14 protein-coding genes are annotated in these 14,371 nt (G+C 56.7%); 5 read left to right on the top strand and 9 right to left on the bottom strand.

Annotation, left to right across the window (positions count from 1 at the left end):
- The 9 genes from deoC to RBB44_RS02140 form a co-directional block, all read right to left on the bottom strand.
- Positions 1 to 777 (bottom strand): deoxyribose-phosphate aldolase, encoded by a 777-nt coding sequence (gene deoC / locus RBB44_RS02180; RefSeq protein WP_306148224.1) that lies wholly within the window; start codon positions 775 to 777, stop codon positions 1 to 3.
- Positions 774 to 1,583 (bottom strand): purine-nucleoside phosphorylase, encoded by an 810-nt coding sequence (locus RBB44_RS02175; protein ID WP_209172398.1) that lies wholly within the window; start codon positions 1,581 to 1,583, stop codon positions 774 to 776. The genes deoC and RBB44_RS02175 overlap by 4 nt, the downstream gene beginning before the upstream one ends.
- Positions 1,584 to 1,589: 6 nt before the next feature.
- On the bottom strand, positions 1,590 to 1,988 hold the full coding sequence (locus RBB44_RS02170; RefSeq protein WP_133948828.1) for a cytidine deaminase: 399 nt from the start codon (positions 1,986 to 1,988) through the stop codon (positions 1,590 to 1,592).
- Positions 1,985 to 2,953 (bottom strand): ABC transporter permease, encoded by a 969-nt coding sequence (locus RBB44_RS02165; RefSeq protein ID WP_133948830.1) that lies wholly within the window; start codon positions 2,951 to 2,953, stop codon positions 1,985 to 1,987. Before RBB44_RS02165 ends, RBB44_RS02170 begins: the two co-directional genes overlap by 4 nt.
- 2 nt (positions 2,954 to 2,955) lie before the next feature.
- Entirely contained in the window at positions 2,956 to 4,062 is a 1,107-nt protein-coding gene (locus RBB44_RS02160; RefSeq protein ID WP_209172397.1) for an ABC transporter permease, read from the bottom strand.
- Positions 4,059 to 5,612: an ABC transporter ATP-binding protein gene (locus RBB44_RS02155; protein WP_133948834.1), complete on the bottom strand. Its 1,554-nt coding sequence runs from the start codon at positions 5,610 to 5,612 to the stop codon at positions 4,059 to 4,061. The genes RBB44_RS02160 and RBB44_RS02155 overlap by 4 nt, the downstream gene beginning before the upstream one ends.
- A gap of 70 nt (positions 5,613 to 5,682) precedes the next feature.
- A complete protein-coding gene (locus tag RBB44_RS02150) occupies positions 5,683 to 6,675 on the bottom strand; it encodes a BMP family protein (RefSeq protein WP_306148223.1) in 993 nt (330 codons plus the stop codon).
- Positions 6,676 to 6,761: 86 nt separating this feature from the next.
- On the bottom strand, positions 6,762 to 7,763 hold the full coding sequence (locus RBB44_RS02145; protein WP_133948838.1) for a BMP family protein: 1,002 nt from the start codon (positions 7,761 to 7,763) through the stop codon (positions 6,762 to 6,764).
- A gap of 69 nt (positions 7,764 to 7,832) precedes the next feature.
- Positions 7,833 to 8,816 carry a sugar-binding transcriptional regulator gene (locus RBB44_RS02140; RefSeq protein ID WP_209002332.1) on the bottom strand — a complete coding sequence of 328 codons (984 nt, stop codon included), beginning with the start codon at positions 8,814 to 8,816 and terminating at the stop codon, positions 7,833 to 7,835.
- A gap of 150 nt (positions 8,817 to 8,966) precedes the next feature.
- Here RBB44_RS02140 and RBB44_RS02135 point away from each other — a divergent pair, with 150 nt between their 5' ends.
- The 5 genes from RBB44_RS02135 to hrpB all read left to right on the top strand — a co-directional run bounded on the left by RBB44_RS02135 (position 8,967) and on the right by hrpB (position 14,368).
- Complete coding sequence (locus tag RBB44_RS02135; protein WP_306148222.1) at positions 8,967 to 9,158, top strand: hypothetical protein; 192 nt, start codon at positions 8,967 to 8,969, stop codon at positions 9,156 to 9,158.
- A 211-nt stretch (positions 9,159 to 9,369) separates the two neighbouring features.
- On the top strand, positions 9,370 to 10,221 hold the full coding sequence (locus tag RBB44_RS02130) for a DUF1194 domain-containing protein (RefSeq protein ID WP_306148221.1): 852 nt from the start codon (positions 9,370 to 9,372) through the stop codon (positions 10,219 to 10,221).
- Positions 10,222 to 10,416: 195 nt separating this feature from the next.
- Positions 10,417 to 10,848 (top strand): methylglyoxal synthase, encoded by a 432-nt coding sequence (locus RBB44_RS02125; RefSeq protein ID WP_055670500.1) that lies wholly within the window; start codon positions 10,417 to 10,419, stop codon positions 10,846 to 10,848.
- Positions 10,845 to 11,882 carry a glucokinase gene (gene glk / locus RBB44_RS02120; protein ID WP_306148220.1) on the top strand — a complete coding sequence of 346 codons (1,038 nt, stop codon included), beginning with the start codon at positions 10,845 to 10,847 and terminating at the stop codon, positions 11,880 to 11,882. The genes RBB44_RS02125 and glk overlap by 4 nt, the downstream gene beginning before the upstream one ends.
- A gap of 14 nt (positions 11,883 to 11,896) precedes the next feature.
- On the top strand, positions 11,897 to 14,368 hold the full coding sequence (gene hrpB, locus RBB44_RS02115; protein ID WP_306148219.1) for an ATP-dependent helicase HrpB: 2,472 nt from the start codon (positions 11,897 to 11,899) through the stop codon (positions 14,366 to 14,368).
- Positions 14,369 to 14,371 lie beyond the last annotated feature (3 nt).

Raw genomic sequence — 14,371 nt, 5'->3', positions numbered from 1 at the left:
TTAGTATCCTTCACCCACTGCGGCGTCCCTGCCGTCTATCGTTGCCGTGAGAGCGTCGAGCAACCCACTCGCGCCAAAACGGAAGGTTGAGGCGGACACCCAGTTATGTCCCATGATCTTGTCTGCAAGCGCCAGGTAGGCCGCCGCATCCGAAGCGGTTTTGATCCCGCCAGCCGGTTTAAAACCGATGACGCGCTCAGCGTTGTCACGCCGCGCTTCTTCGATGGCCGTCAGCATGATTTCAGCAGCTTCCAAAGTGGCGTTGACTGCAACCTTGCCGGTCGAGGTCTTGATGAAATCCGCACCGGCTGCGATCGCAACATTGGACGCAGCATGGATCAGGAGCGGATCCTTGATCTCGCCTGTCTCGAGAATAACCTTCAAGATGGCAGGTTCTGGGATCGCGGCCTTGACCTGAATGATCTGCTCTTCGGCGAACCCTTTGCGGCCCTCAACAAACGTCCGGTAAGGCATGACGAGATCAATCTCATCCGCACCATCGGCAATCGCCTGGCGAGTTTCAGCGACCACAGCTTGCGTGTCTTCACCGCCAGCCGGAAAGTTGACAACTGTCGCAACTTTGACCCCAGTTCCGGCGAGTTCCTTGACAGCCTGCGCTACGAAACGGGGCCAAACGCATACGGCAGCGACGGCGCCATGCGGAGTTACCGTGCGATTTGTCAAAGCCGTAACATCTTCAGCCGTGCAATCGTCATTCAGGTTGGTCAAATCCACCAGGCCAAGGGCCCGTTTGGCGGTCTCAATCATATCGGTCATTGGCCGACCTCTTTTACAAAAGCGCGGACAAGCTGCTTCATCCGTTCCATACCGGTGAGCGCAACGGACTTGGTTTCGTCATGCGACAAGGCATGGGTTTGCATGCCAGCACCGTAGTTGGTGATGATGGACATCGCTGCGACACGCATCCCCAGGAACCGGGCCATGATGACTTCCGGGACGGTCGACATTCCGACCGCATCTGCGCCCAACATCTTAGCCATGCGGATTTCGGCAGGTGTCTCAAATGACGGGCCGGAGAACCACATGTAGACGCCTTCTGCGACAGGGTCGCCAGTTTCTTCGGCAACTTTCTTCATTGCCGCCCGAAGGTCCTGATCATAAGCCGCGCTCATATCGAGGAACCGCTTCTCATCTTCTTCGCCGATCAACGGGTTTTTGCCCGACCAATTGATATGATCCGAAATGACCATCGGACTGCCGGGAGCGACGTCTTCGCGCAAGGATCCTGCTGCATTGGTCGCAAGCAGGATGTCGCAGCCGAGCTCCTTCAAGGTTTCCACTGGTGTCCGCATAACCGTCGGATCGCCGCCTTCATAATAGTGCGCGCGGCCAGACAGGATGACCACAGGAACACCGGCAAGTGTGCCGGCAACCAGCTCGCTGGAATGCGATGTTACCGTGGACACCGGAAACTCGGTCAGATGGGCATAGGGAATGCGGACTGCATCCTCGACCTCTTCAGCCAGGGTTCCGAGCCCTGATCCCAGAATCATGCCAATTTTATAGGAGCCCTCACGGGCGGCGCGTACAATATCCGCGCACTCACGGCCATAACCACTCATGGTGGATCAGTCCTTCTTGTCTTCTAGTTCAAATGCAGCCGGCAGCAATTCATCAAGTGTGAAGCTGCGGCGAATGCCGTTGAGGTCCGCAACATGGACCACAAGATTTTCAGTTCCGAACTCTGCAAACCGCTGACGGCACATACCGCACGGGGTGCATAGGGCCGCATCGCCAATCACGACCGCTTCTTCGATTTCCCGGTAACCAGCCGCAATCATCGCACTGGCCGCACCGCCTTCCGCGCAAACGCTGACCGGGTAGGATGCATTCTCCACATTGCAGCCGGTGAAAATCGTCCCATCCGGAGTGCGGAATGCTGCCCCAACCAGGAAGTTGGAATAAGGGGCATACGCCTTTTCGCGCACCGCTTTGGCGGCCTCGAACAGCTTGTCCAGATCGCTCATGACCGCTCCTTCAGATACGGAATACCAGCAGCTTTCGGCGGGATCGCTTTCCCGATGAAGCCCGCAAGCAGGATGACCGTCAGGATGTATGGCAGCGCCTGGAAGAACTGGACCGGGATCTCGCCAATGCCAGGAACTTCTTGTCCTTGCATGCGGATCGCCGTTGCATCGAGGAACCCAAAGAGCAGGCAAGCGAACATCGCGCTCGCTGGCCGCCACTTGGCGAAGATCAGCGCTGCAAGCGCGATAAAGCCCTTACCGGCGGTCATATCCTTGATGAAACCGGCAGACTGAGCGATCGAAAGATAACTGCCCGCAAGCCCGCAGAGAATGCCGCATGCTATCACGGCCCGGTAGCGAAGCCAGGTCACTGAAATACCTGCCGTGTCCACGGCAGCCGGGTTTTCACCCACCGCGCGAAGTCGTAAACCAAAACGCGTGCGGAACAGCACCCACCATGTGACCGGCACGGCAACAAAGGCGGCATAGACCAAGATGTTATGACCGGACAAAAGCTCGGCATAGATCGGGCCGATAATCGGCACATCGCGCACTTGCTCAGCGCCCGGCAAGACGATGTCTCGGAAGCGGCCATCCCCTTGAAGCGACGGCGTCCGCCCCCCCTGGCTAAACCAGGTTTGTCCGAGCAGGGCCGTCAAACCGGCCGCCAGGAAGTTGATGGCAACGCCGGAGACAATCTGGTTGCCGCGGTTGGTGATAGACGCAAATCCGTGGATGAGCGCCAGGCCAATTGATACGGCAATACCCGCCATCAGCCCAATCCAGGCGTTGCCGGTGATATAGGCGACCGCACCGGCTCCAAAGGCAGCGCCAAGCATCTTGCCTTCCAGGCCGATGTCGACGATCCCCGAACGTTCGGAATAAAGCCCTGCCAGACAGGCGAGCAGGAGCGGCGTTGACAGGCGGACCGTGGAATCAAGTGTTAGGATCAACGTCTCAAACATGATCAAGCCTCCTGCGCCGTTTTGGGCCGAGCGGGCATGAAAAACTGGGCAATGGCAGGCCGGAACATGTGCTCAAGCGCACCCGCAAACAGGATGACCAGACCTTGGATCACAATGATCATGTCGCGTGTGATGTTGGGCATCTCAAAGGAGAGCTCTGCGCCGCCCTGATACAGCATCCCGAACAGGATAGACGCCAGCAGGATACCGACCGGGTGGGCCCGACCCATAAGCGCAACGGCGATCCCAACAAAGCCGTAACCGGTCACGAAATCGATCAACAAGCGATGCTGGGAGCCCATGATCTCGTTGATTGCCATCATGCCAGCAAGACCGCCGGAAATCAGCATAGTCACCACTGTGATGCGGACCGGCGAAATGCCTGCATAGACTGCCGCTGTCGCGTTGGCGCCGAAGGAGCGGATTTCAAATCCGAGCTTGGTCCGCCAGATCAACAGCCAGACCAGTACACAGGCTGCCAAAGCAACAAACAGCGCGAGATTGACCGGCGCAAAACCGAAGCCGAAAGACGGGAAGATGTCGTTCAGGAACGGCAAGCGGCCGCCATCTTCAAAAGTGCGGGTCTCGTTCTGCATGGAGCCCGGCTTTTTCAGAAAGCCATTGAGCAGATAGACCATCAAGGAGGCGGCAATGAAGTTGAACATGATGGTAGTGATAACCACGTGGCTGCCGCGCGTAGCCTGAAGCCAGGCAGGGATGAAGGCCCATGCCGCGCCCATCAAAGCGGATCCAAGAATAGCGAAAGGCAATGTGACGTACCACGGCACATAATGGTCCAATGCCAAACACGCTATGGCCACGCCTAGACCGCCCAGATACGCCTGCCCTTCACCGCCAATGTTGAAGAGGCCTGCGTGAAACGCGACTGCCACCGCGAGCCCGGTGAAGATGAAGTTGGTCGCATAAAAGAGTGTGTATCCGAAGCCTTCCGTGTAACCGAGAGAGCCCCAGATCAGGACTTTGACAGCATCGATGGGGTTTTCACCGATCAAGATCACCACAAGACCGGAGACCAGAAATGCGGCCGCAAGATTCAGGAACGGGATCAGGCCGTAATCGACCCACCGGGGTAGCTGGCCGCCACTCATTGGACGTCTCCTTCAACGGCGATCTTTTTGTCCTCAATCCCGGCCATCAGCAGGCCAAGATCACTTTCTTCAGCATCCGCGCCACGTTCGCCCACGACCTTGCCGTCGAACATCACAAGCACCCGGTCGGACAGGCCACGGATTTCGTCGAGCTCCACGGAGACCAAAAGGATACCTTTTCCCGCATCCCGTAATTCAATGAGCCGCTTGTGAATGAATTCGATAGCGCCGATGTCCACACCACGGGTCGGCTGGCCAACCAAAAGGATGTTTGGGTCCCTTTCGATTTCCCGAGCCAGAACAACCTTCTGCTGGTTGCCACCTGAGAAGTTAGCGGTCTTGAGCATCGGATTTGGCGGCCGGATATCGTATTTCTCGATTTCATCGACCGCATTTTTCTTGATCGCTGGCAGGTCGAGCAGAAGGCCTTTTGAATAGGCAGGATCCCGGTGATACCCGAGAATGGAGTTCTCATACTCGGCGAAACTGTTGATCAGCCCCATACGGTGCCGGTCTTCTGGAACATGGCCCATGCTCTTTGCGCGCATATCGGCGGCGTCCGGTGCCCGGTTGGCCAGATCAATCGTCTCACCGTTGATTTTCAAGGTACCCCGGGTGGCGCGACGGATGCCGGAAAGAGTTTCAAGGAGTTCTGACTGCCCGTTACCGGATACGCCCGCAATGCCAACGATTTCGCCTTCATGCACCTTGAAAGAAACATCCTTCACAACTTCGACGCCGCGGCTGTCTGTCACCGTGAGGTTTTCCACCTCGAGAACGGGCGCTTTGGGTTCAGCTGGTTTCTTGTCGACCCGCAACAAGACGCTGCGCCCGACCATCAGCTCGGCCAACTCCTCCATTGAGGTGTTCTTGGTCTCGCGGGTCGCCACCATCTCTCCGCGGCGCATGACAGACACCATGTCGGTCGCAGCCATGATCTCGCGCAGTTTGTGCGTGATCAGCAGGATGGTTTTGCCTTCGTTCTTCAGAACTTCCAGGATCTTGAACAGGTGGTCCGCCTCAGCAGGCGTCAAAACGCCGGTCGGTTCATCCAAGATCAGGACTTCGGCGCTGCGATAGAGTGCTTTCAGAATTTCAACACGCTGCTGAAGTCCGACCGGCAGCTCACCGGTGATTGCTTCCGGATCAACCCGAAGCTCATATTCGGTTTCCAGGCGATGCAGTTCGGATCGGGCCCGGTTAAGACCGCCGGCCAGAAGCGCACTGTCTTCGGCGCCAAGAACGACATTTTCCAGAACGGTGAAATTGTCGACCAGCATGAAGTGCTGGTGAACCATCCCGATCCCCATCCCGATCGCAGCCTTTGAATCCGAGATCGTGACCTTATTTCCGTTGACCAGAATGTCTCCGGTATCAGCTTGATAAAAGCCGTAAAGGATCGACATCAAGGTCGATTTGCCCGCGCCATTTTCACCGATAATGCCGTGGATTGATCCCTTCTTTACAACAAGGTCGATGTCCTTGTTGGCATGGACCGCCCCAAAGCTTTTGTTGATCTTGCGCAGCTCAATTGCAGGTGTTTCGCTCATGCCATCCCCCAGGCGTGACGATTACTTTTTGTCATTCTTGCTGTGTCCTGTTCAGCGTTCAGGCATGCCTTCAAAAAGGGCACGGCCCATCCGCCACCACATCATGGACCACAATCTCCCCCTTGGAGATTGCGTCGACCGCTGCATCTGCAGCTGCTTTCATGTCTTCTGAAATCAGGTCCTGATTGTTTTCATCCAGCACCCAGTCCATTCCGCCTTCCTTAAGGCCCAGAACCTGGATGCCTGGAGCGAAGGATCCATTCACTGCAGTGGTAAAACTGTCGTAAACTGCATTGTCCACGCGCTTGCGGATGGATGTCAGTACCTTGCCCGGATGCAGGCCATTCTGATTGCTGTCTGTACCAAGTCCGAGGACCCCAGCATCTGCGGCAGCCTGCAAGACGCCAATCCCGGTCCCACCCGCTGCCTGGATAACCACATCCGCGCCGCGATTGATCTGGCCGCGCGCCAATTCCGCGCCGCGCACCGGATCGGCAAACGCTGCCGGCGTGTCTCCGGTCATATTCGACAGGACCTTGGTTTGTTGATTTGCCGCCAGTGCACCTTGCTTATAGCCGCACAAGAAACGCTGAATGATCGGAATATCCATGCCGCCGACAAATCCGATCGTCCCGGTTTTTGAGGCCATGCTGGCCAGCAAACCACCGATGTAGGCGCCTTCATGCTCCTTGAAGACGTAGGAACGGACATTTGGCTGCTCGACCACCATATCGACGATGGCAAAATCTTCTTCCGGAAACTCCGACGCCACCTGGCCCAGCGCATTTGCCTGGTTAAACCCGATGGCAACAATTGGTTCACTGCCACGGCTGGCAAAGTTCCTTAGTGCTTGAAGGCTCTGCGCATCGCGTTCCAGCTCAAACTCCCGCACAGCCTCGCCGGTTTCATCGGTGAACCGTTTGACGCCGTCATAAGCGCTCTCGTTAAAGGAGCCATCAAATTTGCCGCCGACCGAATACACAATCGCCGGCTCGGCTTGCGCAGCAAAGGCTGCCAAGCTGCCTAAAACGACAGACACTATTCCTGTACGAAAACGGACCATCAGATCCCCGCTAGACTGCGAACCGGGAAAACCCATAGAAATGCATCCCGCACGCAGAACCGCGCGGGATGCCAAGACAAACCAGATTAAACTGGGCAGTTCTGATCAGACATGTAGTCGTGAACGACGATTTCGCCGGAGATGATCTTGTTGGATGCTTCTTCAACAGCAGCCTTCATTTCATCGCTGACGAGTTCTGCATTGTTGTCGTCCAGAGCCCAATCAACACCGCCTTCTTTCAGGCCGAGCACTTCAAAGCCTGAAGACCAGGAGTCGTTGGCAGCGTCTTCAAATGCCTGGTAAACAGCGATGTCAACGCGCTTCAGCATCGACGTCAAAACGGAACCCGGGTGCAGGCCGTTCTGGTTGCTGTCGACGCCGATGCCGAGCTTGCCGGCATCTGCAGCAGCTTGGAGAACACCGATGCCGGTGGCACCTGCTGCGTGGTAGACAACGTCAGCGCCGCTGTCGAACTGGGACTTTGCCAGCTCACCGCCCTTGACCGGGTCGTTCCATGCGGCCCCTGTCGTGCCGGTCATGTTTTCAAAGACTTCAGCGTCCGGCGCTGTCGCCATCACACCCTGCTTGTAGCCGCAAGCAAATTTGCGGATCAGCGGAATGTCCATACCGCCAACGAAGCCGACTTTGTCGGTTTCAGACGCCATCGCAGCGAGCATGCCCACGATGTAGGAGCCTTCGTGTTCCTTGAACAGGATTGAGCGAACGTTCGGAAGATCAACAACCATGTCGACGATCGCAAACTGGGTGTCCGGGAATTCCTGCGCGACTTTCTCAACCGCATTGGCCTGAGAAAAACCGATTGCAACGATCGGGTTCATGCCGCGTTTCGCGAAGTTCCGCAGAGCCTGCTCGCGCTGGCTGTCGTTCTGGATCTCGAAGTCGCGGTACTCGGTGCCGTAATCCGCTTTGAATTGCTCAGCACCGGTGTAGGCTGCTTCGTTGAAAGACTTGTCAAAACGGCCGCCCAGATCGTAGAGCACTGCCGGCTTGATGTCGGCGGCCATTGCACCGGCCACCGAAAACGCCAGACCCGCCAAAGCGGTGCTGATGGTCAGAATTTTCTTCACGTATATGTCCTCCGACATGCGGGGGCCTGCCTTCGGCGGGCCCATTTCCCCTCGAGAGACCCAGCTGCTTTATGCAGACTGTGCCAACTGTAACCCGACCCGCGCGCTGAGAGCTTTTGCTAGGCTCTCATCCGCAACCAGATCGGTAATGACACCGGTACGCAGTGCAGCAAGTGTTGCATCCACCTTGCTTTCACCACCCACCAGCGCAATCACACGACTCCCCCGTACTTCATCAAAATGAAGGCCGACCGCACAATCTCCGAGCGGGTCGGGAGCCAATTCTCCGTCAATCGTCAAGAAGCGCCCCATCAAATCACAAACGGCGCCGCCGGACATCAGATTTTCCTGCTCCTGCTTGGAGATCATGCCGCGCTGCACGAGGTGCCCCTCATTTTCAACCGAACCCAGACCAATCAGAAAGGCATCAGACTGGCGCGCGCGGCTCATCAGATCCTGAACGCTGCGCTGGGTCAAAAACATGGACTTTTCGTCCTGATTTTCGGCAAAGTACGGCACCGGCAGATAATATCCGACGCCACCAGTCCGCTCCTGCATCTTCTGGACGATGTCGTAAGGGTTGGCGGCCAAAGTGCGCGTCAAGGATCCGCAGATCGACATGATCTCAAGGTCGCTGCGCTGGATCTTCGGCAAGGCCTCGACTGATGCCGTCAATGTGCGCCCCATGCCAACGCCCAACCGCTTCACACCAGCACCACCAAGAAGACCTGATAAGAACTGCGCGGCGGAAACAGCCACCGCCCGCAAGGCTGCATCTTCATCGCCGCTGCCGACATCCGGGGCAATGATGCAATTGGACAGACCGAAATGAGACGTCAGCTCCCGTTCCAGCTGCAGGCATTCCATTGGCCTGCCGTCGATCTGGAACTTTACGTGCCCGGCCTTTTGCGCGTGTGCAATCAAACGATGGACTTTGGCGGGAGAGACACCAAGCTGAGCCGCGATCTCACCTTGCGTCCGGCCACCGACAAACGACAGCCACGCAGCCCGGATGGCCATGTGAGATGTCAAATCGTCGCCGCGTACCGCCATCGAGAAACCCGCTCCCAAGAGTTTAATCTCAAACACGTTTGACCAGGCAGCTCCCTCGAACCAGCCTGATCCGCCATTGCCACGACCATTTATCGGTCTTCGCAAAAGGCATTTGAAAAATTCTTCACATAGTGAGAATTTCTGCAGATCATGTCGCTTCAAGAGCTTTGCGTCAATAAAAAAGCGTCACAAAAATGCAGCAAACTGCCGCATTTTCGATCAAAGCGACGTTTTTCCGGCGGAGACGCGACCGGCAAAAAATGCCGCATCATTTTCGCATCTTCAGAGCAAGTGGCAATTTTTGCCGAGCAAACCGGCACTTATTTCCCTTCTGTGGAATAAATGCACTCTGTGCGCATTTGATTTTGCCGGTTAATCATAAATCTAGTACAGTTGGCACATTGTTTGCTCAGTAATTCACGAGCAGCGACCAAATGAGTCAAAGTACCTAAGTAGGATTAGCGAGAAACGAAAAGATAAGAAATTACATAACAAAATAACAAAAAGGGGAGACGTGGCGACCTGGTCAGACGACCGAAAGATGGAGAAACCAATGCGTCTCGACTCAACACAAAACTGTGCACTGAAAGCGTTTAAGTTACTTCTCTTCCTCTGCGTGGTCACCGTATTTTCCACGCAAACTCAAGCACGCGACTTTTTGAGGTCGCCACTTGTTTCAGCGCAATACAGCTATGATCCCGCCAACGAAGTAGACGTTGAACTGGTGCTCGCTGTCGACATTTCCCAATCCATGGATACCGAAGAGCAGGAGATCCAGCGCGCTGGATATATCTCGGCTCTGACATCTCAAGAGTTTCTGGATGCGATACAGGTCGGTCCAATAGGCAAAATCGCAATCATGTACATGGAATGGGGCGGTGTTGACGAACATTTCGTTGTCGCCGACTGGACAGTTGTCCAAGATGCGGCTTCAGCGGCACATTTCGCTTCCAAGGTTTCTGAAGCTCCGTTGCGGCAGGTGCAACGAACATCGATTTCCTCCGCACTGGAGAAATCGGTCTGGATGGTTCAGAACAACAAGTACACGGGTTTGCGGCAGGTCATCGACATTTCGGGCGATGGCCCGAACAACCAGGGCGGCTCAGTGACAGCCATGCGTGACCGCATGGTGAACGCCGGCGTGACCATCAACGGCCTTCCGTTGATGATGAAATCAAACAAAAACACCTGGCAAGCCATGCTGAACCTCGACCATTATTACGAAGACTGCGTGATTGGTGGCCCGGGTTCGTTTGCAATCCCTGTGCGATCGAAAGAAGGCTTTGCAGATGCAATCCGCATGAAACTCGTCATGGAGATTGCCGGAATTTCGATGCCAGAACCGGACAACTACTTCCACACTGTCTCCGCACGTGAACCGGTGCGTTGCAATTTGTTCGACTGATCAAGCCACGTCTCCATCAGTGTCTTTCAAGCGCACCTGTTTCCCGCAGGTGCGTTTTTTGTCTTCAGATTTCAGCAGCTTTCCGGTCTGGTTGAGCAAAACTGTCTCAGCAATTTCCGATCTTTCTTTGCGCCTGGCCGCCTTTGACGCTAAACACAAAAACAATTTCCAATCCGTTCTCAAAGGACGCCTCTCATGCCCGCCAAACCAACCCTTGCCCTGGTGGCCCACGATGCCAAAAAAGACGCCATGGTCGAGTTTGCCGAGCGGCATGAAGAGAAACTGACATCATTCGATCTTGTCGCGACCGGCACGACGGGCGGCCGCATACAAGAGGCCTGCCCCAGCCTGAACATCAATCGATTTAAAAGCGGCCCATTGGGCGGTGATCAGCAAATTGGTGCGATGATTGCCGAGGGACGCCTTCATGGCTTGATTTTCTTTGTCGATCCACTGTCTCCGATGCCCCACGATGTTGATGTAAAGGCTTTGATGCGCCTTGCTGTTGTGTATGACATGCCCATGGCGTTGAACCCTTCAACGGCCGGGATTCTGCTGCGGTCATCCCGCCTGACTGGATTGACGACAACGTCCAACACACCGGAAGTGGGCGCGGCTGCCCAATGACGTTCCAATCCCAAGCTCCATTTTCCTATCCGGTCCTGGTTGCCGATATCGGCGGCACGAATGCACGTTTCGCGATGGTCGAGAATGAGACGGCACCCACCCGGATGTGCGGCAAGACAGCAACCGCAGATCATGCAGACATTTCCTCAGCCATTCGGCAGACCGTATTGCCAAACACTTCGGAACATCCGAGGACTGCCATCATTGCGGTAGCAGGCCCGGTGACCGGCGACACGATACCACTGACAAATGCAGCTTGGGTGATCGAACCGCTCAGGATGATCTCAGAGCTTGGTTTTGACCGGGTTATTGTCCTCAATGACTTCGAAGCGCAAGCCCTTGCCTTGCCTGGATATCAAGGTGCGGATATTGAGCAGGTTGGTAAGGGTGAGGCCCGGCCAAACGCAACAAAATTTGTTCTTGGGCCTGGCACCGGCCTCGGAGCGGCGTCGATGATTTATGCGGCCGACACCTGGGTACCGGTTCCCGGAGAAGGTGGGCATGTGGAACTGGGTCCCGTAACACCGGAAGACTTTGAGATTTGGCCTTTCATAATCAAGCGCAATGGCCGAATCGGTGCCGAGGAGATTTTGAGTGGCACAGGGCTGCCGCGCCTCGCCAGAGCCGTTTCCACCTGGATGGATATGACCCGGGACTTTACGACGCCCGCGATGATCACGAAGGCAGCAGAAGAGAACGACCCGGTTGCTCTGAAAACGCTGCAGGTTTTTGCAAGGGCTCTTGGCCGTGTTGCAGGGGACTTTGCGTTGACGACCCTTGCTCGCGGCGGTGTGTATCTGACCGGCGGCATCACGCCGCGCATCCCGCAGTTCTTGACGGATGGAAACTTCCGCGCAGCGTTTGAAGCAAAGGCGCCTCATGAACAACTGATGCACAAAATCCCGACCTTTATTGTGCGTCATCCGGACCCTGCGCTGGAGGGTTTGGCGGCCTATGCCCGGCAACCCGAACAATTTGCGGTCGATCGGCGCGGGCGCGAATGGATAGTCAATCCGGCAACAATCCCGGCGTGAGGCCCCGATCATCCGTGGCAAAGACACCTGAGTTCAAAACGTCCTTACCGATTGACGGGGTTCTGCCGGACCTGCTCTCAGCGCTAGAGACAAACACCAACGCTGTTCTTGTTGCAGAACCAGGCGCCGGCAAAACGACACGCGTACCGCTCGCGCTTCTGAATACTTCTTGGCGGGGCGACAGCAAGATACTGGTCCTGGAACCACGGCGCCTCGCAGCGCGGGCCGCCGCCCGGCGTATGGCAAGTGAACTTGGCGAACGACCCGGCGAAACCGTTGGTTACCGCGTGCGCATGGAAACCAAGGTAAGCGCTCAAACACGGATCGAGGTTGTTACCGAAGGTGTGTTCACCCGCATGGTTCTCGATGATCCGGAATTGAACGGTGTTGCCGCAATCCTCTTTGATGAATTCCACGAGCGGTCGCTCGACGGAGATCTGGGACTCGCCCTAAGCCTGGACGTACAAGGCGCCTTGCGGGAGGATCTTCGGCTCGTCCCGATGTCTGCGACGATTGACGCATCCGGCATCGCCCAGTTGCTGGGCAACGCTCCTGTGATCGAAAGTAAAGGCCGCAGTTTTCCGGTTGAAACGCGTTACCTTGGCCGCGCTCAAAACGAGCGGATCGAACATCAGATCGCGAGAGCTGTTCAACAGGCCATCCGCGAAGAAAGCGGTTCTGTTCTTGTTTTCCTGCCCGGTCAGGGCGAAATCAAACGGACGGCGAATCTGCTTGCTGGACAAGTTGCGCCAAACTGCCAAATCACCCCGCTTTATGGCGGCCTGGACAGCAAGGCGCAGGATGCGGCCATCCGGCCAGCCAACGATGGCAATCGCAAGATCGTGCTGGCCAGTGCCATTGCCCAGACCTCCCTCACAATTGAGGGGGTCCGTGTCGTCATCGACAGCGGCCTAGCGCGCGTTCCCAAATATGAGCCGCAAACGGGCCTCACACGTTTGAAGACAGTGCGGGTTTCAAGAGCCTCTGCTGACCAAAGACGGGGGCGTGCCGGGCGGACGGAACCAGGTGTTTGTTACCGGCTTTGGGACGAAGCGCAAACTGTTTCACTGCCCGCAGCCGAGACACCGGAAATTCTGGAAGCCGATCTCACTGGCCTCGTGCTGGATCTTGCTGCCTGGGGCACCTCGGATCCGGCATCACTCACGTTTCCAGATCCACCACCAACAGCTGCCTGGAACGAAGCGGTCGGGCTATTGGCGGACTTACATGCGCTCGACAGTTCCGGGCGGTTGACAGCGGAGGGAAAGAGCCTCGCAAAGCTTCCTTTGCATCCGCGGCTCGCCCACATGGTGGTGGAGGGTGCGGCGCGGGATCTGGGCTATACGGCTACACTCATCGCCTTGTTGCTTTCTGAACCTGGGCTCGGAGGACGCGATCCCGATCTGCGCGCGCGTTTGCAGACTTTGAAGAACGACAGAGGCCAACGCGCAAAGGACGGGAAGGCCCTCGCGGCCCGGTGGTTGAAACTTGCCGGCGGCAGTGGCTCGGAGATCGATATCGAAAGCGGCGGCATGCTGCTCGCCCTCGCCTATCCAGATCGCGTCGCCCAGGCACGGGGCGCAACGGGACGTTTTCGTCTCGCCAATGGCAGGGGCGCCGAACTGCCCGCGGAGCATGGCTTGGCATCAGAACCATTCCTGACTGTAGCGGATATTCAAGGCAAAGCGGCGAGTGGCAGGATCCAACTTTGCGCGCCCATAAGCCGCGATGAAATCGAGGATTTGTTTTCCAACGACATCATTGAAGACGATGAGGTCCAACTGACCAAAGAAGGTGCCCTGAAGGCACGGCGCGTCTTGCGGTACAAGGCCGTGGAGTTGCAATCGCGAAACATAACCTCACCCGATCCAGCAGCTATCGAGAAGGCGCTCCTCTCAGAGATCCGGCGGCGCGGGATTTCCCGCCTCCCCTGGAGCAAGGATCAGGACCGTCTGCGCAGGCGTCTGGCCTATGCGCGGGACAATGGTACGGCCGATCTCCCGGATCTGTCAGATCATGCGCTCGCCGCCAACCTCGAGGACTGGCTTGCACCGTTTCTCGTAGACCTGACCAGTTTGGCCGCGATTGACGCCGCCGTGCTCGGGACCGCGCTCGCCGCAAAACTTCCTTACGATGCGACTGAGAAACTTGAAGCCATCGCACCGTCCCATTTCACGGCCCCGACCGGAAGCCGGGTACCAATCGACTATGGCGCGGCGGCAGGGCCGACTATGTCGATCCGTGTGCAGGAACTGTTCGGCCTCAGCGAACACCCAACAGTCTGCAACGGGCGTTTACCGCTGCTTCTGGAGCTTCTTTCTCCCGCCCAGAGACCGATCCAGATTACCAAGGATCTGCCTGGCTTTTGGGCGGGTTCCTGGTCCGACGTGAAAGCCGACATGAAAGGTCGATATCCCAAACATCCGTGGCCTGATGATCCGACTTCAGCTGAAGCCACACGGCGGATAAAACCAAAGGGAAGCTGAATT

Origin of the sequence: Roseibium sp. MMSF_3247 (genome assembly GCF_030733765.1) — a bacterium.
In the GTDB taxonomy this organism is placed as follows: domain Bacteria; phylum Pseudomonadota; class Alphaproteobacteria; order Rhizobiales; family Stappiaceae; genus Roseibium.
The sequence above is the reverse complement of the archived record's forward strand: the minus strand, read 5'-3'. Positions and strand labels throughout refer to the sequence as shown.